The organism is Paenibacillus aurantiacus (assembly GCF_042431225.1).
Taxonomy (GTDB): Bacteria; Bacillota; Bacilli; order Paenibacillales; family Paenibacillaceae; genus Paenibacillus_Z; species Paenibacillus_Z aurantiacus.
The window spans coordinates 1-23143 of sequence record NZ_JBHMDO010000035.1 but is presented as its reverse complement, the minus strand read 5'-3'; the positions used below and the strand labels follow the sequence as shown (position 1 = coordinate 23143).

Here is a 23143-nt window from a genome sequence, read left to right as displayed (position 1 = left end):
TAGACATTGCTGCTAGGACAGGTTCACCGTCGTAATCTGTACCGGACCGTTCTCCCCGGCATGATACACGCCCAGCGTGCCGTCCGCGTTCTCGATTACCGCATACGGGCAGCAGTCGAACAGGAGAAGACCTCTCAGTTTGCCCGTCACCTCGAACGATTTGTGATGGCCTTTCTTCAGATCGCCGAAATCGTTGGCCGTATAGATTTCGACTTTGTCGCCGACTTGCTGGGCGAAGTGATGACCCGTCCGCGTGACGTATTTATTGGCGGCTTTAGTCAAAATGCGGCCGCAGAAGTATTCTTCGATATTGTTATTTTCTTTGCCTTTCGCGAATTCCGGCCACAGGTCGCTGAACACGAGCAGCTCGCCTTTGTTCTGGACGACGACCATCGGCACCTGCATCGGGCCGTAATCGACCACGAACAGATCCTTCAGCGTGCCGTTATGGAGTTTGCCGTTCGTCTGGAACAGCTGGCCCTTCTCGTCATGGACGTATACTTTATTGCCGACTTGAAGCGCGGCGAACGCGCCATCGGTTAGCAGCTTCGTGGCGACTTGCTTGGCCGGAGCAGTGGCGGGGGCGGCTTCGCTTGCGGCGGAAGCGGCCGGAAGGGCGATGGCGGAAGCAAGGAGAAGCGCGGTCAACATCGGGGTAACTTTTTTCATGGGGGGATCATTCCTTTTCTCAATGAAGTTTTATGAATCATTGGTACGCTCCTGCTTCATGGCCAAGAGGCGACAACGCCGCCCGAACCGAGCAAGAACAGCCACTGATTTTCGAGGAGGGATCGTCCAGCGGGGAGAGGGTGCTTGCGCATCGCCTTCGATCGCTGAACTTATGGTAGCATTCGAGCGCGGCTGAACCTATTATCCTCTCGGATACTTTTCGGGTACGCTCCGGGATGGTTATGCGCGCCTAGCGATTTGCGGGGCGAACGACTCGCCGAAGAAGACGGCTCATGAGCCGGATAGCGGCAGCAGCTGCCAGCACTTGCGTAAGGTGAACGGATTGAACCGCGATTTGTCGGTGCTTCGGTACTTCGGTACGGTGATTAGGAAAACATAATTTGAAGGAGCCTAACGGGTTTCGTGCAGACTCTTGTTCGGGCATCTAGCATAAGGGGGGATTCGAAAAATGGCGTTCTTGTGGAACGGAAGAGAAGCCAGAAGATGAAAGCGAAGTCGCGGGCATAGCTGGGGGATGCAACGAGATGCGCATGATTGCAGGTAAAAATGATTAGGTCGTGCTGAAGCGCAATATGCAGTCGATTGTGGGAATACCGGATGGATGAACTTGACGGTAACTTCGTTCTGAGGGTGTGCTGCCGGGATCATTCACGTTGCGAACCAAAGGTAAACCGGGGGTGGTCTTTCGTACGGATTTTATTTTGCCATATCGTTCCTAGTTAGGCAAGAGGGTAGTTGAGATGACAGTGTCACTAATATTGTCATTGATGGAATGGAGCTACGACGCTTCAAGCGAGCTTACTAAGGCGGGATATCGGGCGCGCGACTTCCGACGGATGGTTTCGAGCATTCTTTGCATGAACGGCTTTGGATAGAGATCGGGCATTTACAAAAGGTTTAAACGCGGAGAAAGCAAGTGTGAATCGGTCTCATCATTATCATGATTTTAAACGTTTACGGTCTTAATCAACCTAGAATGGGTTGCAAAATCGCCATTTTTGAACCGATGTTCATATCCTTGTTACCCCAAGTGTTCCTTTTGTTCTCTTGCTTTGCGGCTCGTATCGCGTCGACGCAGCGGACAGGCGGCTTTACTTCTTCTGAACAAATTCTTAAATTGGGCTTTACAATATTTCTGTTATATTTCCTGTAGATCATACGAAAGGTGGATTACTAGGAAATGAGATGGATACAGAAGAGAATGACGCGGTCCGCGCTGGCTGCTTCCCTTCTCGCCGGTTTTTTGGCATCGCCTTACGTGACGACGCCGGTGCGCGCGCAGACGGTACTTGAACTGGGAGCGGTGACGGCTCAGGCTGCCGCGGATGTGGCCGTCAACGCCGACCGGGCTTTCGCAATTACGAGCCCGACGTTCGATACGACGAGCGGAACGATGGCAAGTGTAATCGTGTCGCCGACCGCGGTCGCTCATGCTGGCGAGGAAACGGTGATTTTCGAACTGTTCGACGGCACGACGCCGGTCGGCATGGCCGCGCTGACGCGCGACATTACGAGCAGCGAGAAAATGACGGCCCACTTCAACACGACCGGCAGCAACCTATCGATCAAAGTGTTCGTCGTGGACGGCTACAGCGGCAAATTGACCGACGTTGGCAACAACCTCGCCGATCCGGTGACGATTACGGCTGGCACTGGCGGCGGCTCCGATCTGAAAGTCCGGATCATGGAGACGACGGACGTCCATACGAACTTTATGAACTACGATTACTATAAAGATGCGACCGCGGATACAGTCGGACTCGTCAAAACCGCCACGCTCGTGAAGGAAGCCCGCAAGGAAGCGAAGAATACGCTGCTCGTGGACAACGGCGATCTGCTGCAGGGCACGCCGCTCGGAACGTATATGGCGAAAGTCGCGCCGCTGCAGGACAAGCAGGTGCACCCGGCTTACAAAGCGATGAACTTGATGGGCTACGATATCGCGACATTCGGCAACCACGAGTTCAACTACGGGCTGGACTTCCTCGACGAAGCGATCGACGACGCAGCCTTCCCGTACGTCAACGCGAACGTCTATGTGGACGACCATGACGCGAATCCGGACAACGACAAGAACAAGTTCAAGCCATACGTCATCATGGAGAAAACGTTCGTCGACGAGAGCGGCAAAAATCAGACCGTGAAGATCGGCTTCCTCGGCTTGGTCACGCCGCAAATCATGGACTGGGATAAAGCGAATCTCGAAGGCAAAGTCATTACAAAGGATATCGTGGATACCGCGAACAAATTCGTGCCGCAAATGAAAGCCGAAGGCGCGGACATCGTCGTCGCCCTGACGCATTCCGGTTTTAACAAGGCGGCAACGGCTAGTACCGGCGCCGAAGACGCGATCTACCCGCTGAGTAAAGTGGACGGCATCGACGCCATTACGTTCTCGCATACGCACAAAGTATTCCCGGCTGCCAGCGATGCGGCGCTGGATGCGCTCTTCAAGGGTGCGGATGGCAAGCCGGTTGAAGGCGTGGATAATGCCAAAGGCACGATCAACGGCGTAGCGGCCGTGCAAGCCGGCTTCGGCGGCGCCAACCTGGGCATCATCGACCTGACGCTGACCAAGCAGAACGGCAAATGGGTCGTCAAGAACTCGCAATCTTCGACCAAGGCGATCTACGACACCGTAGGCAAAAAGCCGCTGGTTGACGCGGATGCGACGATCGTGAATGCGATCAAGGACGAGCATGCGGCGACGAAGGTGTACGCGAACCAGCCGATCGGCACGACGAAGGCGCCTATCTACAGCTACTTCGCGCTCGTGCAGGACGATCCATCCGTACAGATTGTCACCTCCGCACAGAAGTGGTACGTCCAGAAGACGCTGAACGAGAAGAACTCGCCGGACAAAAATCTGCCGATCCTCTCCGTCGGCGCGCCGTTCAAGGCCGGACGCAACGGCCCGGCGGAGTACACCGACATTAAGGCAGGCGGTCTGGCCATCAAGAGCGCCAGCGACCTGTATCTGTACGACAACACGTTGAAGGCGATCAAGGTGAAGGGCTCTGTCGTGAAGGAATGGCTGGAGATGTCGGCCGGCATGTTCAATAAGATCGACCCGACCAAGACCGACGCGCAAGCACTGTTGAATTCGTCCTTCCCGGTGTACAACTTCGATGTCATCGACGGCGTCACGTACCAGGTCGACGTCACGAAGCCGGCTAAGTACAAGACGGACGGCACGGTTAACGATGCGACTTCCAGCCGGATCATCAATTTGCAATATGACGGCAAAGCGATTGACCCGAACCAAGAGTTCATCGTCGTCAGCAACAACTATCGCGTCTTCGGCGGCGGCAACTTCCCAGGCGTGAAAGGCTCGACGCTCGTCGTGGATTCGGCGGAAGAGAATCGTCAAGTACTGATGGACTACATTACGGAGATGAAGGAGATCAATCCGTCCGCGGACAAGAACTGGTCGATCGCGCCGATCGATGCGAATGTGAACGTCACCTTCACGTCTTCGCCTTCCGCGAAGGACTATCTGGCCGCCAATCCGAACATTGCGGCTACGGATAAGACGGACGAGAAGGGCTTCCAAATTTACAAATTGGACCTGAAAAGCGGCGGGACGACGCCTCCTCCGACCGGCAACGTGAAGGTCAAGCTGCTTGGCATTAACGATTTCCACGGACAGCTGGACTATTCCACGACGGCTGGCGGCAACGTGCTCGGCGGAGCGTCTTACCTGGCCACATTGCTGAAAGAGCGGGAGCAGCTGAACCCGAGCAACACGCTGCTGGTCCATAACGGCGATGCCGTCGGCGCAAGCTCGCCGGTGTCGGCGCTCGAGCGGGACAAGCCGACGCTCGATTTCCTGAAGCTGCTCGATTTCGACGTCGCGACGCTGGGCAACCATGAATTCGACCAAGGCGTGCCCGCGCTGCTGGCCCAATTGAACGGCGGACCAGATCCGATCAACAACGCCATCGTCTATGAGAGAACGGATATCGACTACGTAGGCGCCAACGTCATTAAGAAAGTCGATGGCAAGCCGCTCATCGCGCCGTATGTCGTCAAAGAAATCGGCGGCGAGCAAATCGGCTTCATCGGCCTCGTCACGATGCTGACGCCGAGCAAAGTGTCGCCGTCCGCGCTCGAGCCGGTCAATATCGTCGAGCAGGCGCCGGTCGTCAACAAGGCCGTCGAGGAGCTGAAGGCGAAGGGGGTCAAAGCAATCGTCGTTCTCGCTCATGACCCGGCTTCCCAGAACAGTACGACGGGGGCGATCACGGGCGAAGCGGCCGATCTTGCCAATGCCGTGGACGACGAGGTCGACGTCATTTTCGCGGGAGACAACCATGCCAAAGTGAACGGGACCGTCGATAACAAGCTGGTGTTCCAAGCCTATTCGTACGGCACCGCTTTCGCCGACGTGAACCTGGAGATCGATCCGGCCACGCATGATATCGTAAAGAAAGAAGCGACCATCGTCGACGTGAATCAAGCGGGCGTGACGCCGGATCCGCAAGTTGCGGCCCTCGTTCAAGCCGCGCTGGACCGTCATCCGGAGCTGTCGCTGCCGGTTGGAAAGACGGACAATATCATTGCGAAAGCGAACGCGTACAATCAAGAAATCGAACTGGGCAACCTGATCGCCGATGCGATGAAGGACGCCATGTCGACGGACTTCGCGTTCATGAATCCGGGCGGCATCCGCGCGGACTTGCCGAAGGGCGAAGTGAAATACTCCGACCTGTTCCGGATTCAGCCGTTCGGCAACCAGTTGGTGAAGATGACGCTGACGGGCGCGCAGGTGAAGACGCTGCTGCAGCAGCAATGGGGCGAGAAAGCATCCGATACGAAGACGCTCCAAATCTCCGGCTTGAAGTACACGGCCGATTTCAGCAAGCCGATCGCGGAGCGGGTGACCGTGCTGACGAAGGAAGACGGAACGCCGATTACGGATACGGCTGAATACACGGTCGTCGTCAACAACTTCATGGCAGCTGGCGGCGACAACTACAAAGTACTGCCGGAGGGCAAAAATCAAACGGCCGGCGGTACGGATATCGACGCGTTCTATAACTACGTGCTGAAGACGTTTAACCGCGGGACGATTACGTCCAGTTTGAAAGGCCGCATCACGAATATCAATGTTCCAGCCCCGGTAACGCCTTAAAGCTGGTCATGCGACAAGTGCGTCCGAGCCGTGAGGCGATTGCCGCCGGTTCGGGCCGCCTAACAGAAAGGAGCCACACAAGTTGAGAAGCAAAGCGATTGTTCGCACAGCCTTGGCATTGACGCTTGCCCTTCCGGTCGCCGCGCCGGCTGCCGCTTACGCCGATACGGCAGTAACGGCGGCGACGGTCACGACGATCGATGCCATTTCGAATCCGACTACAGGCGCAAGCGTGACGATTTCCGGTACGACGAACGCCGCGGAAGTGATCGTCAAGGTCATTAGCCCGGATCGGACGGTCTTGTTCTATGATGTTGCCGTTCCGACCGGCGGCCGCTATAGCGTATCGTTCAAGCTGCCGACGACGGCTTCGGCCGGCAATCAATATCAAGTGGTCGCAGGTCTAGGCACGGCGGTTGTGACTAGCACGTTCACCGTTCAGTCCAGCGGAGGCGGTTATACGCCTCCTCCGACGAACGGTACGACGCCTCCGCCGCCGGCTGCGGGGGGCGGCAAAGCAGAGTTCAAGCTGACCGACATCGGCGCTCCGGTGAGCGGCGTCGCGACGCTCGATGCCAGCAAGGCTTCCATCGATGGCGCGCAGATCGTCCTGCCGATTGGCGCGAGTCAAACCGTGGGCAGCAATGCCCTCGCGATCAAGCTGTCTTCCGGCACGGTTACGATTCCTTCCGAAGTGTTGAGCGCGCTGGCATCGCTCGCCGGATCGGATGCCAAGGCTACCATCTCCTTCGGTGTCAAACAGTTGTCCAACAGCGAAGCGGCCGCCGCGATCTCGAAGGCGCAGGGGTCGGGCGTGCAGATGGCGCCGCAGGGCCAAGTGTTGGAGCTGACGCTCGGCGTCGTGCTGGCCGACGGCTCGTCGAAGCCGCTGACGGCGTTCGCCAAGCCGATCAAGCTGCAGCTTCAGCTGGCTGCCGGCGCGGATGCCGACCTTTCGGGCATCTACTACATCGCGAGCAACGGCACGGCCGAATATATCGGCGGCACCGTGCAAGGCGCTGCGATTACGGCGGAAGTCTCGCATTTCAGCCAATACGGCATTTTCTCGTACACGAAGAACTATGCCGACCTTCCGGCGGCGCACTGGGCTATGCGCGCCGTGCAGGAGCTGACGGCCAAGCACGTCGTGGAAGGTGTCGCCGCGGACAAATTCGGACCGAACGCGGCCGTGACGCGGGCCGAGTTTCTGACGATGGTCGTCAGACAATTCAAGCTTGAAGCAAGCGGCCCTGCTCCGTTCAGCGACATCCAAACGGGCAGCTGGTATGCCGACGCGGTCGCGGCCGCGTATGCGAGCGGCATGGTTGAAGGCACCGGCACGGGCAAATTCGAGCCGAACAAGACGATCACGCGCGAAGAAATGGCAGTCATGATCGCCCGCGTGCATGAGAAGCAAGGCGGCCAAGCAACCGGCGGCCAAGTACAGCTATCCGCCTTCGCGGATGCGGCTTCCATCAGCAAGTGGGCGCTCGAGGACGTCGAGACCGCGGTGAAGTCCGGTCTCATGAACGGAAGCAAGGACGGGCGTTTCGCGCCTCGGAATCAAGCCTCTCGCGCAGAAGCGGCGCAAGTGCTGTACAACCTCCTGCACAAGACGGAGGCATAAGTGGAGCTAGATTATCAGCGTAATGAACCGCGGGCATGACCCGCGGTTTGTTTTTGTTTCGGGGACAAGTTGTATAGATCGGCAGGAAGTCAAGAACCGTCAAGCTTCCGCGATGCCATAGCGGCAAGCGGCGCTCGGACACACGCCGAAAGGGCGCGTTGTTTCTTCTTCGCGGTCTTAGTTACTTGATTGACAAGACAACCTGCCCAGCGCTATAGTAGTAAACAGACATTTAAAACAGTCGTTTAAAACGAATGTTTAAGCGATTGTAAAGAGGAGTGGTAGCAAGCATGGGGAACGTATTGAAAGCATTCTTAAGCAAGCCGACGACGAAAGTGGGCATCGTCACGGCGCTCATGTTCCAGGTCATCTTCGCGCTGATCTGGATGACGGGGTATAGCGGCGTGTCCGATCCCGAGCGGCTGAAGCAATTGAACGTAGGCATCGTGGCGCTCGATACGACGATGGGACCGCAAATCGCGGAGCAGCTTAAGCAGTCGCTGCCGGTTACGACGCAGTCTATTGCGACGGAGGAAGAAGCGGCGAGCATGCTAAACGAACGGGAGCTGCAGATGGTCGTCACGATTCCGGCGGATTTCAGCAAGTCTGCATCGTCGCAGGATGGCAAAGCCGCCATCCATTATTACATTAACGAATCGAATCCGCAGATGATCAAGAGCGTCATGAACTCCATGGCGGCTCAGATTACGTCGACGGTGAACAAAGTTGCTGTGACGCAGGGAGTACAGACGGTGCTGACCGGGGCCAAATTCCCGGCCGAGCAGGCGGCGGGCGCTGCGAGCGCGCTGTCGGAGCGCGTCACGTCGAATATCCAGTACTCCAACGTCGTTGACGGGATGAACAACCAGATGGTGCCGATGATGCTCGTGCTTGCATCGTACGTCGGCTCGATGCTGCTTGGCATGAATCTGCAGCAGTCGTCGATGATGCTGGCTGGCTCCTTCGGTCGCTGGCAGCGTTTCGCCGCCCGCTGTATCATCAATGTGGCCGCGGCGGTCGTCGTATCGCTGGTCGGCTCCTCGCTCGTGCTTGCGCTCGGCGGCCAGTCCAGCCACGGCTTCCTGGCGATGTGGGGCTTCCAGGCGTTGTTCGTCCTGACCTTCATGTTCCTCGCCCAGCTGTTCCTGCTGCTGTTCGGTATGGGCGGCATGCTGTTTAACATTATCATGCTATCGATTCAGCTCGTCTCTTCGGGCGCGATGATGCCGCGCGAGCTGCTCCCGGACTTCTACCACGCGATCAGCGTCGCATTCCCGGCGACGTATGCGGTGGAAGGACTGATGGATTTGCTGTTCGGCGGACCGGGCGCAGGCGGCGCGGTGCTCGGCTTGATCCTCATTGCGGCAGCGGCGGCGCTGCTCGGGGCGGGCGCAGTGGCGCTTCGCAAAGGCCCGGCTCCTCAGGTGGCGCCCGCGAAAGCGGCTTGATTCCCGCTCGCAAGCGGCTTGCCAATCTGACCTCCGTCCGTCCATAATATTAGCAACAGGAGGAGAGCGGAATGCGAGCAGAAGAACCCGATGTGAAGATGCGGCTGCTGATAGCGGCCAAGCGATTGTTTGCGAAGCAAGGCTATGAGGGCACGAGCGTGCGGCAGATCTGCGAAGAAGCGGGCGCGAACGTCGCGCTCGTATCCTACCATTTCGGTGGTAAGGAGAATATGTTTCAGGCGCTGTTCGAGACGTTCTTCCCCCATGCGAGGATCGCGGAATTCGCCAATGCGCAGCATGACCCGGTCGAGGGGCTGCGAACGATAATCCGCGAAGTCATGCTTTTCCAGCAGGAAGAGCCGGAGATGATTATTGTGCTGAATCAGGAGATCGCGCTCAATTCGCCTAGAATCGAGGTTATTCGGCGCAATGCGAATCCGGTCTGGCTCCAGCTGAGAGAGCTGCTCCGAGAAGGCAGAGAGAAGGGCGTATACCAATTCCGCTCGCTGGACCATACATTCATGTCCGTGCTGGGCAATATTTTATTCCATAAGCAGCGGAACTATTTTACGCCGATCCTAAGCGGCGAGCCGCGCGATCCGATGGCGGATATCGAGGATACGATCGCCTACGTACTGCGCGGGCTTGAATATGGCGGCGATTAGCAGGAAAGAACAAATAATGACAAATTTTGAGTTCTATATATAGACAGTCGTTGTGTTGTCTGCTATGATGGATTCAAATTCCAACGAGATAAATAGCGAACGGCTATGCGAAGAACGCAAGCAGGGCGATGTGCCCGGCTGCGTTCTTTTTTTTGTTCTCGCGTAGAGCCGTTTCGTACGAAAGAGGTGCGACTTATGAACAGAAAACGAAATGTGACCATTGCGCTGACCGCTGCGACGCTGTCCGCCCTGCTCGTCTACGGCATTTATATGCTGCAGCTGCGGCAAATCCGCTTTCAGGAGACGGTCGCCGTCGTCGTGCCGAAGCGCTTCATCCCGGCGGGCGAACAGGTGACGGCAGATATGGTGGAGTCTTTGTCCATCGCCAAGGCCTCCTATCGGCCCGACATGATTGTGGACGCCGGGGAGGTGATCGGGATGGAGTCGGTCGTTCCGCTCGGCCAGCGGGAGCCGCTGCTGGCGTGGAAGTTCGACCGGTACCGGCTAATGCCCGGCAAGACGGAATCCACCTTCCAAATCCCGAAGGAGTACGTCCTCTCCGTGGCAAGCGGCGTTCGCGCGGGGGACAAGGTGTTTCTATACACCACCGGCAAGGAGGCGGAATCGCGGCGATTGTTCGCGGAAGCGGTCACCGTGGCATCCGTCCGTACGTCGGCGAACGTCGAGATCGACGATCCGGACAATCCGCATCTGTTCGCCATGGCGGAGGGAGACCTAGAGAATATGTATGCTGCAAGACGCAGCGCGAACGGCGCGATCGACGCGGTGAACTTGAATTTGACCGAGGCCCAGTGGCTTGCGCTCGATGCGCTATGCCGAGCCGGTGAGCGCAGGCTCGTCATCGCGTTCTCGTCCGAATCGCTCGCAATAGGCAATCGGGAGGAGCAGCCATGAGCACGAAATCCACGCTTGCCGCATTCGTCGGGACAACGCCGAACATCGGGACGACGCTCGCGGCCTTCGCGGCCGCCTATCGGCTGGCGGAGTCTTATCAAGGGCGCGTCGGATACTTGTGCCTTAATTTGAAGAGCGCGAAGATTCACCGGTATCTCGGCATAGACGGGCCGGTCGTGGCGCTCGATGATTTGAGGCCGGAACTTCGAAGCTTGTCGCTGACGCCCGGCAAGCTGACGCAATCGATGCTGCAGGTGCGCGGCGCGCCGCTCTATGTGCTGTTCGGCAATACGATGCGGGATCAGGCGGAGTTTTACCGGCCGGAGGAAATCGATCATCTGCTGGAGATCGCTCACTCGGCATTCGACGTCGTAATCGCGGATGTCGGCGCCTACTGGGATAATGCGGCCACGGTGTGCACGTTGCGCTGCGCGCGTACGCGGGTATTGGCCACGACGCCAGCGCTGTCCCACTTTCAAGAGGACGGTCAGCGATGGGTGAAGCAGCTGTCGCCGCTGTTCGGCATTCCAGGCGACGGATACGAGGCGCTTGTCATTCGTTTGCCCGGTATGAGCGGCGGTTACCAATCCAAAGATATTTGCAAAGAGATGGGAGTGTCTCTAATGGGGGAGTTGAAAGCGAATCCGTCGCTGATGGGGGCGCTGGATAGCGGGAAGATCGACGAATGGCTGGCTCACGACGAGGAAGGGCGATTGGCCATGGCCGCCGAAGCGGCTAGCCTCGCAGCCAGACACGGGCTGAAGAGGCGGCCGGTTATGACCGTGCAGCCTTGGTACAAGCGGCTCGTCGCGCACCGCAGCGGGAAGAGTCTATCATGATGGGGCAGGAGCGCTTCTCGCCGGCGGCGTTCTCCGCGCAGCTTCGGATGGAAGACGTGCAGGAGCAGAACAGCTCGGAACTGGAAGCGCGGGGGCAGCGGGATTTCGAGCGGCTGGCCGAAGATGTGCGGACGTATTTGGCAATGCCTAGAGGCGAGACGGAAGAGGAGAAACGCGCGTACAACGAGCGTCTCAACCGAGCCGTGCTCGGTTACGCCGAAGAGCGGGAGCAAATATTGGCTGTCATCGCCGATCGGCTGCTGCGTCAGCGCGCCCATGACATCGCTGGCTATGCTCATCCTTATGGTTCGCTGGCCGAGGCGCTGTTCGCGGAGGTCATCGGGATGAGCGTGCTGGAGCTGGTGCTGCGGCATCGCCATGCACTGGAAGAAATCCAGGTCGTCGGCACACGCATCTTTGAGGTGCGCGGCGGCGTTAGCCGGCTTTCCGATTATGCGTTCGACTCCGAGCGCGAGGTAGAGCGCATCCAACAGAATCTGGTGCTGTACAACAACGACCGCATCAATCCGCGCAAACGCTGGGCGGAGGTGATGCTGCGCGACGGCACGCGGGTCACGATGACAGGCTTCGGCTTCACCTCGCAGCCGACGCTGACATTGCGTTTCTACACGGCGCGGCAATACAATCTGCAGTCGCTGTGCGACCCGGCGTACGGCACGATGAATGATACGGTTCGTCGGATGCTGCTCGCGGTTCTGCAGGCGAGATTCAATCTCGTGCTGATCGGTCCGACCAACTCGGGCAAGACGCATCTTATGAAATCGCTCATTGGCGAGCTGCCGGATGAAGAGCGTCTCGTTACGATCGAGAGCAGGCACGAGTTGATGCTTCGGCGCGATTTTCCCGGCAAGAACGCCGTCGAATACGAGACGGACGAGGAGGATGCGATTCATCGCGCGTCCCAGGCGTTCAAGCTCGCGCTGCGGCAATCGCCCGAACGAATCGTGCATGCCGAGATTCGGGACGAAGACGCGAACATTTACGTGCGGGCTTGCACGCGCGGGCATCAAGGGAGTATGACGACCGTGCATGCGAATGCGCTGGAGGACGTGCCCGAGGCGATTACGGATATGTGCATGCTGGACGGACGGGCGATGAACCCGGAGCGGCTGACGAAGCGGATCGCAGAATACGTGACGCAGATCGGCATCGAGATGCGGCTCTCCGGGGGCAAGCGGAGGGTGGCCCGACTGGCGGAGATCGGCTATGACGGAGGTACGGTCCGCGTGAGCGATTGGGCTGCTTTCGACGAACGTGCAGGGAGCTGGCGGTATCCGGCGCGGCCTTCCGAGCGCGCGCGGCGTCGTCTGGACGAGTACGGGGCGAGTTTCCCCGATGCGGAAGGGGAGGCGCGGCTGTGAGCATCGAGCTGATCCTGTTATGGCTCTTCTTGTTTCTTCTATTAGGACTTCTGCTGGGCATCGTCCTCCACGCGTTGTCTGCCCGTTCCATCATTCACAATCGGCTTGCGTACCGGCGCGAGAACAAGCTGGGCGCCAGATTCGTCCGGCAGCTTCGGCGAGCACGGCGGCCGTACCGCCACGTGGATGAGATGCTGGAGGCGCTGTCGCTCGGCATTGCGCCGGAAGCGGTGTTCGGCGTCACGGCGCTGCTATTCACGGCCGGTCTCGCGTTCGGCATCCTGCTGTTTCATGGCGTGAAAGGCACGCTCTTGCTGACCGGCATGCTGACCGCGCTGCCGTACACGCTGCTTTGGACGATGCTCATGCACCGCCGAATGCAGACGCGCGCCGATTTTCTTCCTGCCGTAGAGCTGTTCTATCAATGCTGTCTGATGAACGGCGGCCGCCATATCCGGGCGGCGCTGCATCGGACCGTGGAAGAGAAACGTCTGCTTGGCCCGATGCAGCTTGTCTTCGAGCAGCTGTACCGTAATTTGTCCGTACGAGGCGACGACGAGGCCAGCTTGCGTATCTTCGCTTCGTCGCTAGGGCACATTTGGGCCGATTATTTCATTCAGATCGTGCGCGCGGGTCTTGCGGAGGGGTACCCGATCACGGACAGCCTGAAAGAATTGATCGGCGACATGCGCAGGGCCAGGCGGGCAAACCAGCAGGAGCGCAATAAGCTGCTGGAAATTCGAATGGCGAACTTCACGCCCGTACTGTTCCTGGCCTTATTCATGTACATCAACTTCCGCTATAACCCGGAGAATGCGTACTTGTACTATATAAGCGATCCGAAGGGCCGGGATATGATCTTGAACGCGGTCGTGCTGATGTTCGTCTCGTTCCTGATGGGACTATGGCTGTCGAGGAAGAAACTATGAAGAAGGCAGGTGACGGACGATGACGGACGGAATGGCGCGCATCGTCATGTGGCTAGCGCTGGCAGGTCAATACGCCCTCGGCTTCGTGTTCGCATTTGCCGCGCTGCGGGCGGCGCTGGCAAGGCCTCCGCGTTTCGTGCATTTGCTTGCGGCGCGGCTGAATAGCCGGCAGGTGCCCGAAGCCTGGCTTCGGTTGGCCAAGCTGACGCGCGAAGACGCGGTATTCAAGGAGCGGGAACGGCTGCTCGCTGGCTGCGGCATGATGTGGGACGCTGGTTGGTACGTGCTGCTTCGGCGAATTTATTTTGCGCTTGTCCCCCTATTTGGCGGGTGCGTGTACTTCATCGCGCAGATACCGCTGATTCGCGCGACCGTCCCGCCCGCCGTGCTGCCGGCCGCGCTGGCGGCTTCCGTTCTGACGCTGCTGTGGGATGTGCCGCTGCTCGATATGTTCCGAAGACTTCGGGCGGAGCGGATGACCGGCGAAATTTATATCGTCAGCAATCAATTGCTCTACTTAGCGGGTTCGTCGCTTCATATCCATGCGAAACTAATGCGCTGCGTGCCTTATACGAAGACGATGCGCGCAGAACTCCAGCAGCTGCTCGGCGAATGGTATCACGATGCCGAAGGTGCGATTCGGCGGTTCAAGCTCCGACTAGGCACGGAGGAGGGCTTAAGCTTCGCCGAGACGATCGATTCGCTGAGGCTGCATGAGAGCGAGCAATATTACGAGCTGCTGCGCGAGCGGATCAAGGATTACAAGGAGAAGCTGGAGCTGGCGAAGGAAAGCCGGAAGGAATCGTCTTCTTACGTGCTGTTCGTGCTCGCGGGCATTCCGATCATGTACACGTTTCAAGTTTTTATTTATCCTTGGGTACGCGAGGGGCAGAAGCTGTTCGATGCCATGAATTGAGGCTAGTCTTACACTGATTCGGGAGGTGGAAGGAATGCGGAACATTTTGATTACGGTCATGATGCTGGTCGTGGTGGTGCTGCTGTTCAACGGTATTGTCGCCAGCGACTCGACGGGCACGCAGGCGCGGATCGAGACGCAAGGCAACGGGGCGAACGCGCGTATCGGCGCCATTAACCCGTAAGAGGAGACGTCTGAGAAAGGAGGTTATCGTAATGCGCGCCATGCTGATGTCGATGCTGCTTATCATCGTCGTCGTCACAATATATATGAATACGACCGGTGGAGAAGAGGGGACGAACGAGCGTTTGGCGGAATCCGGGCGCCGTATGAGCGAATCGGTCGCAAGGACGAGCCCGTGAAGTCGATCCTGGTGTTCGTGCTGTTCGCGGCGACGATGTGCTGGAGCATGTTCTCGCCGATTTATCGGCATGTGCTCATCGTCCGCCAGGCGGTGCTTCAGCAAGAGGTGGATTATTTGCTGGAGATCGGCGCGAGCGGCACCTATGGCTACATCGACCAGGCGATGCTGGAGGCGTCGCGGACCCGGCTTGCCCGATTCGGGCTAACGCCTGGCGAGATCGAATTCGAGGTCGCCGCGACGAGCGGGGCGGAAGGTACGAATCCGGCATCGCCGCTTCCGCGAGGCGTTGGACTTTCGCTTACGGCGACCTACCCGCTCGAAGGGCTGCTCGAGATTGACCGTCTGATCGGGCTGACACCTCCTTCGCGGGATTCGCGTATTCGCGCGAGCGGCATGAAGATGAGCGAATACGTGCCATAAGCGACCTGATCAGGTGACGGCTTGCATAAGGGAGGAGGCGTTCATTCTTGTATAAGCTGCTGTGGATTCTGTTGTTGCTCGCGTCCTGGATGTACGCGCAGGCGATCCAGGTCGACGAGGAATCGTCGATGAAGGCGCTGTACCTCGGCAAGCATGCCGTCAACCGCGCCGCGCACGCTGCCGCGCAGCAGGTGGACGCCGTGGCGCTCGCGGCAGGTCGCTTGCGCATCGAACCAGACGCGGCGCTTCAAGAAGCCGCCTTCTACCTGCAGGCGAATTTGGAGCTGGACGAAGAAGGCAATCCGCTTCCAGGCAGCTATTTGCGGGAGCGGGTCGAGATTCTCGTCTTTCGCGTGATCAACGACGATGTCGCGTTCCCGTACACGTACCGCAATCCGGCATACGACTATGAGGTGACGCTGGATCGCCCCGGCGTCGTGCTCATGATTCGGATGAAGTATCCGCGCGTATTCACGGTCATGCCACCGGTGGAGTGGGTGGTGAAGGGAACGGCTGAATTGGTTGGATAATAGACCTGCTGCTCGTCATGTTGACGACCATCCCCCGCGCAAGAGATTTTGAACGAGGGCAGCTCGCCCGAACGTAAGTGAAGAGTCGTGCAGGACAGACCTGCCCGGCTCTTTTTTTGTCACATAGCCAAGGTCCTACCTCATCATGAGCTGGACCATTTCACAATAATTCCCCCGATCTCGCGAGCCGGCCAACTCTCATCCGAGTTGACTCTCAGCATCCAATACAGTCATTCATTTGACTGAGGTTAAGCATCTTCCTCCTCGGTCACCCGCTAACCGGGAACGGGTGCTACAATCGATAAGACGATAGAGAACATACGCTGCACAGAAGCCAATATCGCAAGAATAAGGAGCGAACGCGATGAAAATGACATTCCGGTGGTTCGGTGAATCCGACCCCGTCACTCTCGGCGCAATCCGCCAAATCCCGGGCATACACGGGATCGTGACCGCGCTGTACGATGTGCCCGTCGGCGAGGCGTGGCCGCTTGAATCGATCCGCACCCTAAAGCGAACGGTCGAGTCGCACGGCTTTGCGCTCGCCGTCGTTGAAAGCGTTCCCGTCCACGAAGACATCAAGCTCGGCCGTCCTTCCCGCGACCGTCTCATCGATAATTACAGTCAAACGATCCGCAGGCTCGGCGCGGAAGGCGTGCCGGTCATCTGCTACAACTTTATGCCCGTCTTCGACTGGACGCGTTCCCAGCTCGCGTACCGGCTGCCGGATGGCTCAACGACGCTGACGTTCGAAGACGAGACGATCGCTTTGATGGATCCGGTGAAGGGCGACTTGTCGCTGCCTGGCTGGGACGAGAGCTACACGAAGGATCAGATGCAGCAGCTGATCGACAGCTACAATGGCGTCACCGCGGAAGATTTGTGGCAGAACCTTGCCTATTTCCTGGAGCGGATCATTCCCGTCGCGGAGGAAGCCGGCGTCCGAATGGCCATCCATCCGGACGATCCGCCATGGCCGATTTTCGGCTTGCCGCGCATCGTGAGCAACCGGGCGCAGATCGAGCGGCTGCTCCGTCACGTCGACAGTCCGGCGAACGGACTGACGTTCTGCTCCGGCTCGCTCGGGGCGGACGCGGATAACGATCTGCTGGCGATCATCCGGGAGTTCGGCGGCCAAGGGAAAATCCATTTCGCCCACACGCGCAACATTCTGCGCACCGGGCCGCGTTCGTTCCAGGAATCGTCGCACCGCTCATCCGACGGCTCGATCGACATGGTCCGGGTGCTGGAGGCGCTGTGGGAGAGCGGCTTCGACGGCCCGCTGCGGCCGGACCACGGGCGCATGATATGGGGCGAGCAGGGCAGACCGGGGTACGGGCTGTATGACCGCGCGCTCGGGGCGACGTATTTGAACGGCATTTGGGAGACGCTGGACAAAACGAAGACGAGAGGATGATGAGCGTGAGCGATGGAATCAAGCTGTCGATATTTACGGTAGCCACGCCGGATTTGACGCCGGACCAGTTGTGCGAGGCGGCTGCGGCCAGCGGAATCGAAGGCATCGAGTGGCGCTGCAAGGAGACGGATGAGGCTACCCGTGCGCAGCAGCCTTCGTTCTGGGGCAACAACCTGTGTACGATCGCCCCGAGCGCGGACGAGGAGGAGATCAGCCGCTTCGAGGAGGCCGCGCGCCGGCACGGCCGGCAAGCGATCGCGCTGACGCCATATATCGCGGCAGGCGACCTGGAGGCCACCGAGCAGACCTTCCGTCTTGCGAAGCGGCTTGGCGCATCGATGGTGCGCGTCGGCGTGCCGGGCTACAACCGGACGGTGAACTACAACGACTTGTTCGAGCAGGAGATTCGCTATTTGTCCGAGGTCGAGCCGCTTGCCAAGGATTATGGCGTCAAAGCGGTCGTCGAGACGCATCACTTCACGATTGCTCCGAGCGCGTCTTTGGCCCACCGGCTTGTCAACCGATTCAACCCGGAACACATTGGCGTGCTCTATGACCCGGGCAATATGGTGCATGAAGGATTCGAGAATTACCGTATGGGCATGGAGCTGCTCGGTCCGTATTTGGCGCACGTCCACGTGAAGAACGCCGTCTGGATCCCCGCGGCCGATCATCCGAACGCCCTGAACGCGGCCAAGGGCGGTCCGGAGGCCGATCCGCTGAATGCGCTGCCGTTCACCTGTTCCTGGCGGCCGGTCGCCAGCGGCATCGTGCCATGGAAGCAGGTGCTCGCCGATTTGAAGGCTGTTGGTTATCAAGGCTGGTTTGGCGTGGAGGATTTCAGCCAAGCTTACGACACGAAGACGATGCTGGGCGTCTACGCCAAGCAAATGCGCGCATGGATGGAGGAGCTGCAATCATGACGGAGGTCCGTTACGGCATTATCGGCATTGGTAATATGGGGGCGGGGCATGCCCGCAGCCTGATTGAAGGCAGAATCAAAGGCGCGCGGCTGACAGCGGTGTGCGACGGCCTGCCCGCGAAGCGGGACTGGGCGCGCGAGCAATTGCCGGGCGTCGCAGTCTACGAGAATGCGGAGCAGATGCTCGATTCGGGGCTCGCGGATGCGATTATTGTGGCGACGCCGCATTACGATCATCCGCGGGAAGCGATCCAGGGCTTCGCCAAGGGCGTGCATGTCTTGATCGAGAAGCCGGCGGGCGTTTATGCGAAGCAGGTGCGGGAGATGAACGAGGCGGCGGCAGCCGCCGCGAAGACCGGCTTGAAATTCGGCATCGTGTACAACCAGCGGACGAACCCGCTGTACCGGAAGCTGCGCGACCTGATCGCCTCCGGCGAGCTTGGCGAGATCCGCCGCACGAACTGGATCATCACGAATTGGTACCGTTCGCAAGCCTACTATGATTCTGGCTCGTGGCGCGCGACATGGGGCGGCGAAGGCGGCGGCGTGCTCATCAACCAATGCCCGCATCAGCTCGACTTGTGGCAGTGGACGATTGGCATGATGCCGACGCGGATTCGCGCGTTCTGTCATTTTGGCAAGCATCGCAGCATCGAGGTGGAGGACGACGTGACCGCTTATGCCGAGTACGAGAACGGTGCGACCGGCGTGTTCATTACGACCACGGGCGAAGCGCCGGGCACGAACCGGTTCGAAGTCGCGGGCACGCGGGGCAAAATCGTCATCGAGAACGACGAGATGACGTTCTGGCGGCTGCGCGAGCCGGAGCCGGACTTCAATGCCCGCAACACGGAATCGTTCGCGACGCCGGAGTGCTGGAAGGTGGACATTCCGATTCACGGCACGTCGACCGGACATCCGGGCATTATTCAGAACTTCACCGACGCCATCCTGCATGGCGCGCCGCTCATCGCACCGGGCGAGGAAGGCATTCACGGCCTGTCGATCTCGAACGCGATGCACCTGTCCACGTGGACCGATGGCTGGGTCGACCTGCCGTTCGACGAGGCGCTGCACGAGGCGGAGCTGAACAAGCGCATCGAAGCATCGACCATCCGCAAGGCGGAGAGCAACGCGAAGCCCGCAGATTTGACGGGGACGTATTAACCAACTCGCTACTTAAGCTTGTCAACCGACGTGTGACCGAGCAGCGCGTATCGTGACGGTACCGCGCTCCGAGAGGCACGCGGTACGGAATAGAGGTATTTCAGACGCGTCGTCAAGCGACGCAAAAACGGAGGCCGGGCGCATGCGCCCGGCGATGCCGACGAGAGGAGCTATATCCTAATGTCTTCATCCTTTGAACGCGGGGACGGCATGAATTACGCGCCGGTGGCAGTGAAGAAGCCGGAGCCGGTATGCGGTCCAGGCGAATTCACGTTCGCGGCGATGGCGCTTGACCACGGGCATATTTACGGCCAATGCAACGGGCTGCTGGAGGCGGGCGGTACGCTCAAATGGGTATACGACCCCGATCCCGCCAAAGTGGCGGCTTTCCTGAAGGCGTACCCGAACGTACAGGTCGCGTCATCGCCGGAGGTCATCTTGGAAGATACGTCCGTCAGGATGGTCGCCGCGGCAGCGGTGCCGTCGGAGCGGGCGGCGCTCGGCATACAGGTCATGGCGCATGAGAAGGACTATTTCACCGACAAGACACCGTTCACGACGCTCGAGCAGGTCGAGTCGGCGCGGGCGCAAGCGGACAAGACGGGACGCAAATACATGGTGTATTACAGCGAACGTCTCCACGTGGAGAGCGCCGTCTACGCAGGCAAGCTCGTGCAGGAAGGCGCGATCGGACAAGTGGTGCAGGTGCTCGGTACGGGTCCACACCGGCTGAACGCGCCTTCGCGGCCGGAGTGGTTTTTCAACAAGGCGCAGTACGGCGGCATTCTGTGCGATATCGGCAGTCATCAAATCGAGCAGTTTCTCTTCTACGCCGGCTGCCAGGACGCGAAGGTGCTGCATAGCAAGGTGGGGAATTACCGCAATCCGGATTACCCGGAGCTGGAGGATTTCGGCGATGCGACGTTGGTCGGCGACAACGGGGCGACGAATTACTTCCGCGTCGATTGGCTGACCCCGAATGGTCTAGGCACCTGGGGAGACGGGCGGACCGTCATTCTCGGCACGGACGGCTACATCGAGCTGCGCAAATACATCGACATCGCCCGCGACAAGCGGGGGGACCACGTTTACCTCGTTAATCATGAGGGTGAGCATCATTTGCAGGTAGGCGGTCAGATCGGCTATCCGTTCTTCGGCGAGCTCATTCTCGACTGTCTGCATCGCACGGAGCGGGCGATGACGCAGACGCACGCGTTCAAGGCGGGCGAACTGTGCGTGCAGGCGCAGCGGCAGGCGGTAATCGTCCGTTAACGCGCCGGAAGGTCCAGCTACGGCTTCCGACTCGGCCCAGACCTCTGCTGTTCTGTCCCACGGCGGCCATGGTAGAATGGGAGAAAACGAGGCGCCGGCATCCTATGTGCAAGCGTCGTTCGAACTGGAGGAAGCCTGCGTGCCGGCACCGGTCCATCAATCCCAATGGCTGTCGCCCGTCGAGATGCTGTACCGCAACGAAGCCCCGATGGCGGGAGCGCAGTTTCATTCGCACCCGTTCTATGAGATCTACTATTTTCAAGGCGGCGAGTGCACCTATTTGATCGGCGACAAGCTGATCGCGCTCAAGCCCGGCGACTTGATTCTTATGCACGGCATGACGCTGCACTGCTCCAACCCGTCGCCGCATCAGCCGTACATCCGGTCGATCCTCCACTTCGAGCCGGCGATGATCGGCAAACTTCTGCGTCCCGATGCGGCGGCGCATATGCTGCAGCCCTTCGAGGAGCTGCGCAATATCCGGTTGTCGCTCAGCGCGGAGCAGCAAGCCGAGTTCGAAGCGCTGCTCGCCCAGCTGTACGCGCTTTACCGAACGCGCAGGGCGGACGGAGCGGCGGCGGGAGCGGGAGCCGACCGATTCACCTTCCGCTTTCTCGACGTGTTGGCGCTTGTTCGGGAGTGGTGCGACAGTCCGACGATCCAGCAGGAGCACGATTCGCTCAAGGAACGCCATGTGCAATCGGTCGTTTCTTATATTGAGGAGAACTACGCCAGAGAGCTGACGCTCGATACGATCGCGGGCGCGCTGCATCTGACCAAACCGTATTTATCTCATCTGTTCAAAGAAGTGACGGGCACGACCGTCTTCAAATATCTCTACAACCGCCGGCTGAACCAGGCCAAAATGCTGTTCCGGCTCGAACCGAACCGGAGCGTGTCGGACGTCTGCCGCACGGTCGGATTTCAGCATTTGGCGCATTTCAGCAGGCTGTTCAAAGCGGCGGAAGGCCAGACGCCGGAGCAATACCGCAAAGGCATGGCGATTCGCGGCGGTCTCTCCGCAAGCCGGGAGGCGTAACGCGCCCCGCGTGTCGTCCATGCCAATCGTTCGCGCGTCATCGGCTTTATTTCGCGTTTGGACCGATACTTAAGGAGGCACGAAGCATGGCGGCAAGCCAGCTATTCGATTTGAGCGGCCGCACGGCCGTAATTCTAGGCGCGGGCAGCACGCTCGGCCGCGTGATGGCGGAGGCGCTGCGCGAGCATGGCGCGGACTTGGCGCTCGTCGCGCGCGATACCGCCAAAGCGGAACCTTCGCTCCGGCATATGCTGGAGGATGACCGCGGACGGTTGTTTCAGGCGGATGTCACGAGCAAAGGGGATTTGCTCCGGGCGCTCGAGGAAATCCAGGCATGGCGTGGGACGCCCGACATCGTGCTGCACGCGGCAGGGACGAACAGCGCGACGCCGTTTTTCGAGATCGGGGAGGACGAATGGGACCGGATCATGGACGTGAACGCCAAGAGCGTCATGCTGGCCTGCCAGGTATTCGGAGAGGCGATGATCGAAGCCGGCCGCGGAGGGAGCATTATTACGATCAGCTCGGTGTCGTCCGCGCCGCCGCTCTCCCGCGTCTTTGCATATTCCGCTTCCAAGCACGCCGTGAATGGCATGACGCAATTTCTTGCCCGGGAGCTCGCGCCGCACGGCATCCGCGTCAACGCGATCATTCCCGGCTTTTTCCCGGCTGAACAGAATCGCGCGATCCTCTCGCCTGAACGGATCGAGAGCATCATGCGCCATACGCCGATGAACCGGTTCGGCGACCCGAAGGAGCTGCAGGGGGCCGTCGTCTGGCTCGCCTCCGAGGCGGCTTCCGGCTTCGTGACGGGCTCGCTCATCCGCGTGGACGGCGGGTTCGGCGCCATGACGATTTAGCGCCGCGCCTCTTCCTCGACCTTCCAAGAAACCTGCGATTGAGCCGCGTCGTAAATGAGGTAAGAAACGTTATAGCTCATTTACGATTCTAGCAATGTCACGGGGAGGTTTTGCCGATGAGCACGCAGCACGCAATCGAGCCGTCCGCTAGGGACGAATCCCAGGCGGTCGAGGGAACCGGAGCCCCAGAGCTTCGGATGTCGTACGATCCGAAGCAGGAGCGGTACGTCCGGAAGGGCTTTTTTCAGAAGATGAAACGGTTCGCCGGCAGGGTGCCCTTCGCCAAGGACGCCGTCGCGATGTATTATACGGCGATCGACAGCAAGACCCCGTTGTATGCCAAAGGGATCGCGTTCTCGGCATTGGCCTATTTCATCTTGCCGGTCGACACGGTCCCCGACGTCCTGGTCGGCCTGGGGCTGACGGATGATCTGGCGATTATCGCGGCGGCGGTGAAGGCGCTTGGCAGCAACGTGAAGGAGCATCACCGCGAGAGGGCGGAAGCGTTCTTCGACAAATAAACAACGATGCATCGTGCGAGCGGCCCAGTAATCTGGACCCTTAGTCAAGGACACTTTGAAAAAAAGAATTAAGCAGCACTTAAGAG

The 23143-nt window shown here is 59.3% G+C and carries 21 protein-coding genes; 20 read left to right on the top strand and 1 reads right to left on the bottom strand.

The annotated features are described in order from the left end of the window. Positions 1–12: 12 nt before the first annotated feature. The gene (locus ACFFSY_RS22875) at positions 13–669 is read right to left on the bottom strand and encodes a hypothetical protein (protein WP_377498449.1); all 657 of its coding nucleotides are present in this window, start codon (positions 667–669) and stop codon (positions 13–15) included. Between the two features lie 1201 nt (positions 670–1870). Here ACFFSY_RS22875 and ACFFSY_RS22870 point away from each other — a divergent pair. The 20 genes from ACFFSY_RS22870 to ACFFSY_RS22775 all read left to right on the top strand — a co-directional run bounded on the left by ACFFSY_RS22870 (position 1871) and on the right by ACFFSY_RS22775 (position 23057). Further along, the gene (locus ACFFSY_RS22870) at positions 1871–5824 is read left to right on the top strand and encodes a bifunctional 2',3'-cyclic-nucleotide 2'-phosphodiesterase/3'-nucleotidase (protein WP_377498447.1); all 3954 of its coding nucleotides are present in this window, start codon (positions 1871–1873) and stop codon (positions 5822–5824) included. An 82-nt stretch (positions 5825–5906) separates the two neighbouring features. Further along, positions 5907–7451, top strand: coding sequence for an S-layer homology domain-containing protein (locus tag ACFFSY_RS22865; RefSeq protein WP_377498445.1), 1545 nt, complete (start codon positions 5907–5909; stop codon positions 7449–7451). A gap of 290 nt (positions 7452–7741) precedes the next feature. Then, positions 7742–8899 (top strand): YhgE/Pip domain-containing protein, encoded by a 1158-nt coding sequence (locus ACFFSY_RS22860; RefSeq protein WP_377498443.1) that lies wholly within the window; start codon positions 7742–7744, stop codon positions 8897–8899. Positions 8900–8970: 71 nt separating this feature from the next. Next, entirely contained in the window at positions 8971–9564 is a 594-nt protein-coding gene (locus ACFFSY_RS22855) for a TetR/AcrR family transcriptional regulator (RefSeq protein WP_377498441.1), read from the top strand. A 195-nt stretch (positions 9565–9759) separates the two neighbouring features. Beyond that, positions 9760–10479 carry an SAF domain-containing protein gene (locus ACFFSY_RS22850; protein ID WP_377498439.1) on the top strand — a complete coding sequence of 240 codons (720 nt, stop codon included), beginning with the start codon at positions 9760–9762 and terminating at the stop codon, positions 10477–10479. After that, positions 10476–11318, top strand: a complete 843-nt coding sequence (locus ACFFSY_RS22845) for a CpaE/TadZ family protein (RefSeq protein WP_377498437.1) — start codon at positions 10476–10478, stop codon at positions 11316–11318. Before ACFFSY_RS22850 ends, ACFFSY_RS22845 begins: the two co-directional genes overlap by 4 nt. Beyond that, the gene (locus ACFFSY_RS22840) at positions 11315–12700 is read left to right on the top strand and encodes an ATPase, T2SS/T4P/T4SS family (RefSeq protein ID WP_377498435.1); all 1386 of its coding nucleotides are present in this window, start codon (positions 11315–11317) and stop codon (positions 12698–12700) included. The genes ACFFSY_RS22845 and ACFFSY_RS22840 overlap by 4 nt, the downstream gene beginning before the upstream one ends. Next, positions 12697–13629, top strand: a complete 933-nt coding sequence (locus ACFFSY_RS22835) for a type II secretion system F family protein (RefSeq protein WP_377498433.1) — start codon at positions 12697–12699, stop codon at positions 13627–13629. The genes ACFFSY_RS22840 and ACFFSY_RS22835 overlap by 4 nt, the downstream gene beginning before the upstream one ends. Positions 13630–13648: 19 nt before the next feature. Beyond that, on the top strand, positions 13649–14545 hold the full coding sequence (locus ACFFSY_RS22830; RefSeq protein WP_377498431.1) for a hypothetical protein: 897 nt from the start codon (positions 13649–13651) through the stop codon (positions 14543–14545). Positions 14546–14579: 34 nt separating this feature from the next. Next, positions 14580–14729 carry a hypothetical protein gene (locus ACFFSY_RS22825; RefSeq protein WP_187434543.1) on the top strand — a complete coding sequence of 50 codons (150 nt, stop codon included), beginning with the start codon at positions 14580–14582 and terminating at the stop codon, positions 14727–14729. A 31-nt stretch (positions 14730–14760) separates the two neighbouring features. Continuing rightward, the gene (locus tag ACFFSY_RS22820; protein ID WP_377498429.1) at positions 14761–14907 is read left to right on the top strand and encodes a hypothetical protein; all 147 of its coding nucleotides are present in this window, start codon (positions 14761–14763) and stop codon (positions 14905–14907) included. After that, positions 14904–15329 (top strand): hypothetical protein, encoded by a 426-nt coding sequence (locus tag ACFFSY_RS22815; protein ID WP_377498427.1) that lies wholly within the window; start codon positions 14904–14906, stop codon positions 15327–15329. Before ACFFSY_RS22820 ends, ACFFSY_RS22815 begins: the two co-directional genes overlap by 4 nt. A gap of 47 nt (positions 15330–15376) precedes the next feature. Then, entirely contained in the window at positions 15377–15859 is a 483-nt protein-coding gene (locus ACFFSY_RS22810) for a hypothetical protein (protein WP_377498425.1), read from the top strand. A 364-nt stretch (positions 15860–16223) separates the two neighbouring features. After that, the gene (gene uxuA / locus ACFFSY_RS22805; protein WP_377498423.1) at positions 16224–17276 is read left to right on the top strand and encodes a mannonate dehydratase; all 1053 of its coding nucleotides are present in this window, start codon (positions 16224–16226) and stop codon (positions 17274–17276) included. Positions 17277–17293: 17 nt separating this feature from the next. Next, positions 17294–18199, top strand: coding sequence for a sugar phosphate isomerase/epimerase family protein (locus ACFFSY_RS22800; RefSeq protein ID WP_377498476.1), 906 nt, complete (start codon positions 17294–17296; stop codon positions 18197–18199). Beyond that, positions 18196–19365, top strand: a complete 1170-nt coding sequence (locus ACFFSY_RS22795; protein WP_377498421.1) for a Gfo/Idh/MocA family protein — start codon at positions 18196–18198, stop codon at positions 19363–19365. Before ACFFSY_RS22800 ends, ACFFSY_RS22795 begins: the two co-directional genes overlap by 4 nt. Before the next feature lie 180 nt (positions 19366–19545). Further along, entirely contained in the window at positions 19546–20637 is a 1092-nt protein-coding gene (locus ACFFSY_RS22790; protein WP_377498419.1) for a Gfo/Idh/MocA family protein, read from the top strand. Between the two features lie 76 nt (positions 20638–20713). Next, positions 20714–21676, top strand: coding sequence for an AraC family transcriptional regulator (locus tag ACFFSY_RS22785; protein ID WP_377498417.1), 963 nt, complete (start codon positions 20714–20716; stop codon positions 21674–21676). Between the two features lie 86 nt (positions 21677–21762). Next, a complete protein-coding gene (locus tag ACFFSY_RS22780) occupies positions 21763–22536 on the top strand; it encodes an SDR family oxidoreductase (protein ID WP_377498415.1) in 774 nt (257 codons plus the stop codon). Positions 22537–22652: 116 nt separating this feature from the next. After that, positions 22653–23057: a YkvA family protein gene (locus ACFFSY_RS22775; protein ID WP_377498413.1), complete on the top strand. Its 405-nt coding sequence runs from the start codon at positions 22653–22655 to the stop codon at positions 23055–23057. Positions 23058–23143: the final 86 nt, after the last annotated feature.